The organism is uncultured Acinetobacter sp. (assembly GCF_947626835.1).
GTDB lineage: Bacteria > Pseudomonadota > Gammaproteobacteria > Pseudomonadales > Moraxellaceae > Acinetobacter.
This window is the reverse complement of the sequence record NZ_CANQTS010000053.1, coordinates 1-6494: the sequence shown is the minus strand read 5'-3', so window position 1 is coordinate 6494 and position 6494 is coordinate 1. Positions and strand designations below refer to the sequence as shown.

Here is a 6494-nt window from a genome sequence, read left to right as displayed (position 1 = left end):
CCACTTACCCAAGTTACGCCTTAAATTTGGCTCAATTAGGGGCGCTTTGCATTTCAAATCTTTGTGCAACAAAGCCAATTTAATGCTAAAGGATCTACCATATAATGCTCTATTTTAAAATCAACCCAAATAAATATTTTATATTTTTTCTTGAATTTAACAACATCTAATAAATCCAAGCCGCATAAATTATAATTAATTTTAAGGGCATAAAATTAACTAATTTGGAATACTTTTTAATTTCAAAGTCTTTGTTTATGCTTGATTGCTGAATCGCTCTAAATCTCCCTTTAAAAAGGGAGACTTTGTCATGTTATCAATTTGATACATGCAGTTACCTCTCATTTGATAAAGGAGAGGGCTAGGGAGAAGTTTTTATTCATTGCTTAAGCAAATTTTAAAACACAGCTTTTAAAACAAGGGGTAAAAAATTATTGCCCACGAATCACACCTAATTTATTCCAAATATCAGGCGTTAAAAACGTAGTCACCAATTTACCCATATCCACATGCTTGAGTACACCATTCAACTGATTTTTCACTTGTGGGGTTTTTAAAATTTCGTTACCGGTAATGGTGCCTAATTCCTGAAAACTTGTCCCAACTGCTTCAAAACCATCGGCTTGAATCACGGCTTTGGTTTGGCTGCTACATTGCTCAACTAAAATCCGTTGTAAGACTTGAGCTAAGTTTTTATCCAATTGCTCTTTTTGTGCAGTGGTTACGCTGCTCATACTGTTTAAATCAGGATGCTGGGCAAGGGCTGCAAAAGTCCATTGCAACACGGTGGTTTTATCCGTTGCTGTAGTGGCTTGTACTAAACACTGGCTTAAAGCATCGACGGTACTACTGGCTTGTGTGGTAGCAACGACACCTAAAGTTAAACTGGTTGCTAATGCAATTTGACCGAGTAATTTTTTCATCATGCAGTTCCTTTCATTTGGCTGTGTTGTATCATAAAGGGCAGCTTGCGCCTTTTATCTTTATGTAAAAAAGCCCACACAATGTGGGCAAGATTTTAATCATCAAGGGCAGATTCAAAGGCTTTTAAACGCTTATAAATCGAGAGTAATTCAATAATGGTCGGCCATGATGCAATTAAATATTGAAAAGATTCACGCACTTTGCCAAATACGTTAGAAATTTGCATCATTAACCCTAAAGTAATCGTGCCTGCGGCAATACTTGGAAACAGTACAAATAAACCAAATAAGTTATCCAACTGCATATACCAAATCCGCACCAAGTTAAAATAGGCATAATGGAAATATAAACGGAAATAATTGACGCGTACTTTGCTAAATAGTTCTTTTAAAGTTAAAGGATCGGCACGGTTTTCATAATCTTCTCCATAGACCAATTCTTTACGATATGCCGCTTCAACTTTTTGGTTATTAAACTCAAGCCCGGGGAGTTTAAAGCCCACCACTACTAAAATGACAGTACCTAATACCGACCATGTAATAGCAGCCCACACTAAAGCATGCGAGATTTCACCCACCACAGGTAGCGCTTTGACATGACTGGATAAAGTAAATAACACCGGTAAAAAGGCAATTAACACCATCACCGCTTCAATCAGGCTGACGCCCAAACTTTCCGTGGTTTTGGCAAAGCGCATAGTGTCTTCTTGAATACGTTGTGATGCACCCTCAATGTGGCGCAATTTATGCCAATGTGCGCTGTAAAAGTCATTCATGGCCGTACGCCAACGGAAAATATAATGACTGACAAAAAATAAGTTAAACACTGCAAAGGTCACATACACCATCGCAATATATAAAAAGGTCAGCGTTTCGTTGTATAGCAAGCTGACATCACCACCACCTTGGGTCAGCATTTTTTGGATTAAATCATAAAACGGGCTATACCATGCGTTAATCACCACATTGACTTGCACGCCAAACCAAATGTTAAACAAAATAAAGGCAGAACCCCAAACTGACCAAGCTTGCCACGGATTATTAGATTTAAAACGCCAAAATAGCGCAAATAGCGTGGTGGCTACACTAAACCACAGATAAAACCATAAAAAATTAGCCGACCAAAAACGGCTTACGCCAACGGGTAAGGCATCACTTGCCAGTAAATTTAAGCCTAAATAACTGCCCCATGCCTGACCGCCTGAATACCACAGCGCAATATTGACGCCAAACCATACAATTAAGGATAAAAAAAACCATTTAGGATGCGGAAAAAATGACTTAAACACGATGATTTCTCTGTACTTTTTAGCAAGAATCACATCATAAAACTTTTTTTAAAAGCAAAGCGGTTTTTTTATACGCTTTATGTTGTATAAATTTGGCGGATTTGGTCATCGAGATATCAGCTAGCGCGCTTATAATTTAGATGAATAATAAACCAAGGAAAAAATCCTGTGCAAAAACAAATCTTAATGTTAGTGGGCGACTATGTTGAAGACTATGAAACTATGGTGCCTTATCAATTTTTAGTAGCGCTTGGTTATACAGTCCATACTGTTTGCCCAGATAAAAAATCAGGTGATACAGTAGCCACTGCCATTCATGATTTTGAGGGTGAACAAACTTATAGCGAAAAACGCGGTCATAACTTTGCCATTAACTCCGATTTTAACGAGGTGGATACAGCCCAATATGTGGGCTTAGTAATTCCGGGGGGGCGTGCGCCAGAATATTTACGTATGAATGCGCGTGTGCTTAAAATTGTCAACGAGTTTAATACTGCTCAAAAACCCATTGCAGCAGTGTGTCATGGGCCACAGATTTTAGCCGCAGCTGGTGTACTGCAAGGTAAAACATGCTCAGCTTATCCAGCCTGTAGTGCCGAAGTGAAATTGGCAGGCGGTCATTATGCTGAGATTAGCGTGACCGAAGCCGTGACCGATGGTAACTTAGTCACTGCCCCAGCTTGGCCTGCGCATCCGGCATGGTTGGCCCAGTTTGTGGCACTTCTAGGCTCTACAATTCGCATCTAATAAGTTTATAAAAAACCCAAGCCTTGGCTTGGGTTTTTTTAGAGCAATTTACAATTATTTAGAACAAAATTTGCTGATTATGTAGCAACTCATCTAATGTGATGGCTTGGCTTTGTTGAGTCAGCTTTAAAATTGCCTGCTGACTAAAGCCTTGTGCTTGTCCGTCACGATCAATACTTAAAGTCACAGTTTGGCTGGCTTGATCATATTCAAGTGCCACAAAATCACCCATGTTATTGGCAGTGGCATCTTGTAATAAGGCACTGATATCAATCTGATCGGCATGAACATCTTGAGCATCTGCAACATGAAAATCATGCCATGTGGCTACCCCATTGCCCGCAGTTGCACTGCTGTTATCTAATACTTTAAAGATCACTGTATCATGACCTGCACCTAAATACAGTTGATCATTGGCACTGCTGTTGATCACGACTTCATTGGCACTTGAAGCTTGAATATGTTGTACCACTTCAATTTCAAGCACAGCATTATTTTGCGAGCCTACCGCAGAATTCAAACTATATTCAAAGCGTTCAATGCCAGAGCCTTCACCATAGGATTCATAACGATAATCGCCATTCACTTCTAAGTACAAACGACCATATTGCCCTTCAATTGCCATATTTTGCGGACCTGCACCTGTGTAGATGTGCTGCTCACCGACACTAATACTGCTCAATTGACTGACCAAATCATTATCCAACAAGTTACCTGTCACGCTTGGTTTGTCTTGCGATACAAAATCACTTAAATAGACACTGTTTTGTTTTACAGTGACACCGGTGATCGTGCCTGCTAAACCACTGGTTGAATCTAAGTTTAGGCTCAGTACATAATCGCCTGCGGCTAAATCTGCAAACTTAAATTGCTCTAAGTTTGGATTTTTGCCACGTACCACACCTTGTTGTACTTCACCGGTTGAGGTATTGGTTAAAGTGTATTCTAAATAGCGTTTATCACCCAACAAAGACAATACTTTAACCGAAAGTTCGACATCAGTTTGCGTATTGGCATCGACTTTAAAATTGTAGTCATAGCTTTTACGATGTGGGCTGTCTTGTTCTACATGGCTTAAGACTTTATTGCTGGTCTCAAGCTGAATTTGATTGGTATCATGGCTTGCATGTTGGCTATCAATCTGAATATTCACCACTTCAATACGCTGAGTGCCATCATCAGCCCGTACAAGGTAAGAGAAACTTTCAATTTGACCATAGGCGGCGGTATTTGAGGTATTTAACTCATACTGATAACTGCCATCACGGGCAATATATAAAGTGCCAAATTGGCCTTGTACTTCGCTCACGCCATCTGCTTTTAAAATGCTTTGGTTGACTTTAAGAACTTGCTCGCTGCTGTTTTGGGTTAAATCACCGCTTAATGGATTGACGACAGTTTGACTCAGTGGCTGACCATAATCTTTGATTACATCTTCCATCACTTGTACAGCAGTGCCTTTTAGCGCACCAATAAAGGTTTTGCCTGCCAATACCACTTTATACTCGCCTGGTGTAAAGCTTAGTGTGGTTTCAACTGAAGCTCCGCCAAATAAAATGACTTTAAACCAATCCTCTACCACATGGTGCTGCACAAAGTTTCCAGTTGCAGCATCCAGTTTATAAATCACCAAGTCGTATTTTGAGCCAATCTCAATCCCACCAGATGCCCCTTTAAAGGTCAACTCACGTAAGGTTTGCTCATTCACATTAAAGCTCATCGCACCTTTAAATGCTAAAGCATCTGCACCTAAAATAGGATTGAGTAAATCGACATCTAAAATACTAAAATCAACCACTTTACCCAGTTGTTCACCTGCATAAATACTTGGCTCAGGCTCTACCACCAAATAGCTATCTATTGAAGTTTCAGGCAAAGTTTTAGCATTAATATGAATATTTAAATCAGCGCTGTTTCTAATACCACTGGCAGTTCCTACCTCGTAGCTAAAATTTTCAACAACTGTTTGGGTCAGGTTAAAATCAGGGTCAATTTCATAACGATAACTACCATCCGATTGAATATACAGCACTCCGTACAGACCTTGTACTGGATACTCCCCTTGTGCACCGACTAAATAATTATCCTGCTGACCGTGTTCATTCATGACTTTTACATTATAAACACGACCACTTTCAGGAATCACATCTAGACCTGTGTTTAAGTCAATATCGCTGAGCACATTACCCGTTATGCTGCCTTGTGCACCCATGGGTTGGCTATAATCTAAGGTCACATCAGCAATGGCTTTTAAGGTATAGCCTGTTAATGCTGCCACCCCTAGACCATTGCCCAAAACCATCATGTACTGACCTGAATCTAAAGTGATGTCGAAGTCGCTGGATACACCGCCCAGTAATACAGCTTTAAGCCAATTGCTCTCAACATGCTGACTGACCCATTCGCCTGTCACAGCATTAAGCTTATAAATATGCAAATCATACATGGCAGCGACTTGTACACCGCCTGATTGCGCCTTTAAAGTTAATTGTCGCTGAGTATTGTCGGCCACATCAAAATGTAATGCTGCACCAAACACTTTGGTGACTACATCAGCAGATAAAACTGGACCTAAATCGGCCGTCAGTAAAGAAAAACTGGTTTTTTGCTGTAAGGTATTGGCTATTTCTGCACCTAAAAATTGCGTGGTTAAAAATGCTTGATTATCTGCTGTAAGCAATAAGTTTTCGACAATTAAAGGTGCAACCAATATGGTAGGCTGTGAGGCATTTAAAGCTTGATCGGTGGAAACTACGCTAATATTTTCGGCATTACTTAAGGTATTAATTCGAATACTATAAGCGCCATTTTCATCTGCTTGAGTTGAGCCGAGCTGCTGCAATACACCATTGACATAACCTTGCAAAGTCACTGTGGCATAAGCTTCTGTTTCACCTGTGACAAACTGTCCGTTGGCTGAGAACTCAGCGCTTGGTGCTTCAGGAGCCGTTTGATCCACGCTCACATTACCAACAAGATAAGGGAGCGCAAATTCACTACGTTTCACTAAAACAATATGTTGACCCTCGGGTAAATTAAAGCTCAGCCCTTGTGTAGTGGTCCAAGTACGCCCATCATCTAAGCTTAACCACCACGTTTGTTGCTCAGTGACACCTTCAACACGGAGTAAACCATTTGAGGTGATATTGTCAAAATCACCGGTGTCTTGTGCTAAATATGCCCAAAAAAAATCTGTATTCATCATTTTACCCTATTCAATAAAACCAGTTTTAAAATCTCCCCATATTTTAAAAACTGATAGATTAAATAACTGGTCTGTTAGCCAGTGCTCAATTTACTTATATTAAGTTAAATAATTCACATAACAATTTCATATAAGCCACATAATCATTATTGAAGTTATTCGTTTCATCTTACTATTATCGCGCTTTTATTTGAGTTTGTTTACAAAAAGCACAAATTTAAATATAAAAAACGTAAGTATTTTTGTCTTAGTTTGGCTTTGTTGCACAAACCTATCTGTAAAGGGTTTTTCAGCGATATAATTTCCAAATGAAGAAGCCTACACACAAAA

At 39.6% G+C, this 6494-nt stretch carries 4 protein-coding genes; 1 reads left to right on the top strand and 3 read right to left on the bottom strand.

Annotated elements, in window-relative coordinates:
- Positions 1-431: 431 nt before the first annotated feature.
- Positions 432-926, bottom strand: coding sequence for a hypothetical protein (locus Q0Z55_RS12380; RefSeq protein WP_297429233.1), 495 nt, complete (start codon positions 924-926; stop codon positions 432-434).
- A gap of 92 nt (positions 927-1018) precedes the next feature.
- Positions 1019-2212, bottom strand: coding sequence for a peptide antibiotic transporter SbmA (gene sbmA, locus Q0Z55_RS12375; protein ID WP_297429230.1), 1194 nt, complete (start codon positions 2210-2212; stop codon positions 1019-1021).
- A 168-nt stretch (positions 2213-2380) separates the two neighbouring features.
- On the opposite strand from sbmA, the gene Q0Z55_RS12370 reads away from it, so the two are divergent.
- Complete coding sequence (locus Q0Z55_RS12370) at positions 2381-2959, top strand: DJ-1/PfpI family protein (protein WP_297429226.1); 579 nt, start codon at positions 2381-2383, stop codon at positions 2957-2959.
- A gap of 58 nt (positions 2960-3017) precedes the next feature.
- Here Q0Z55_RS12370 and Q0Z55_RS12365 read toward each other — a convergent pair whose 3' ends face one another.
- A complete protein-coding gene (locus Q0Z55_RS12365; RefSeq protein ID WP_297429223.1) occupies positions 3018-6161 on the bottom strand; it encodes a BapA/Bap/LapF family large adhesin in 3144 nt (1047 codons plus the stop codon).
- Positions 6162-6494: the final 333 nt, after the last annotated feature.

Excerpts from the sequence above, each read along its gene's own strand:
- Q0Z55_RS12380 (WP_297429233.1), bottom strand. The coding sequence starts at position 926 with ATGATGAAAAAATTACTCGGTCAAATTGCATTAGCAACCAGTTTAACT.
- Q0Z55_RS12365 (WP_297429223.1), bottom strand. The coding sequence starts at position 6,161 with ATGAATACAGATTTTTTTTGGGCATATTTAGCACAAGACACCGGTGAT.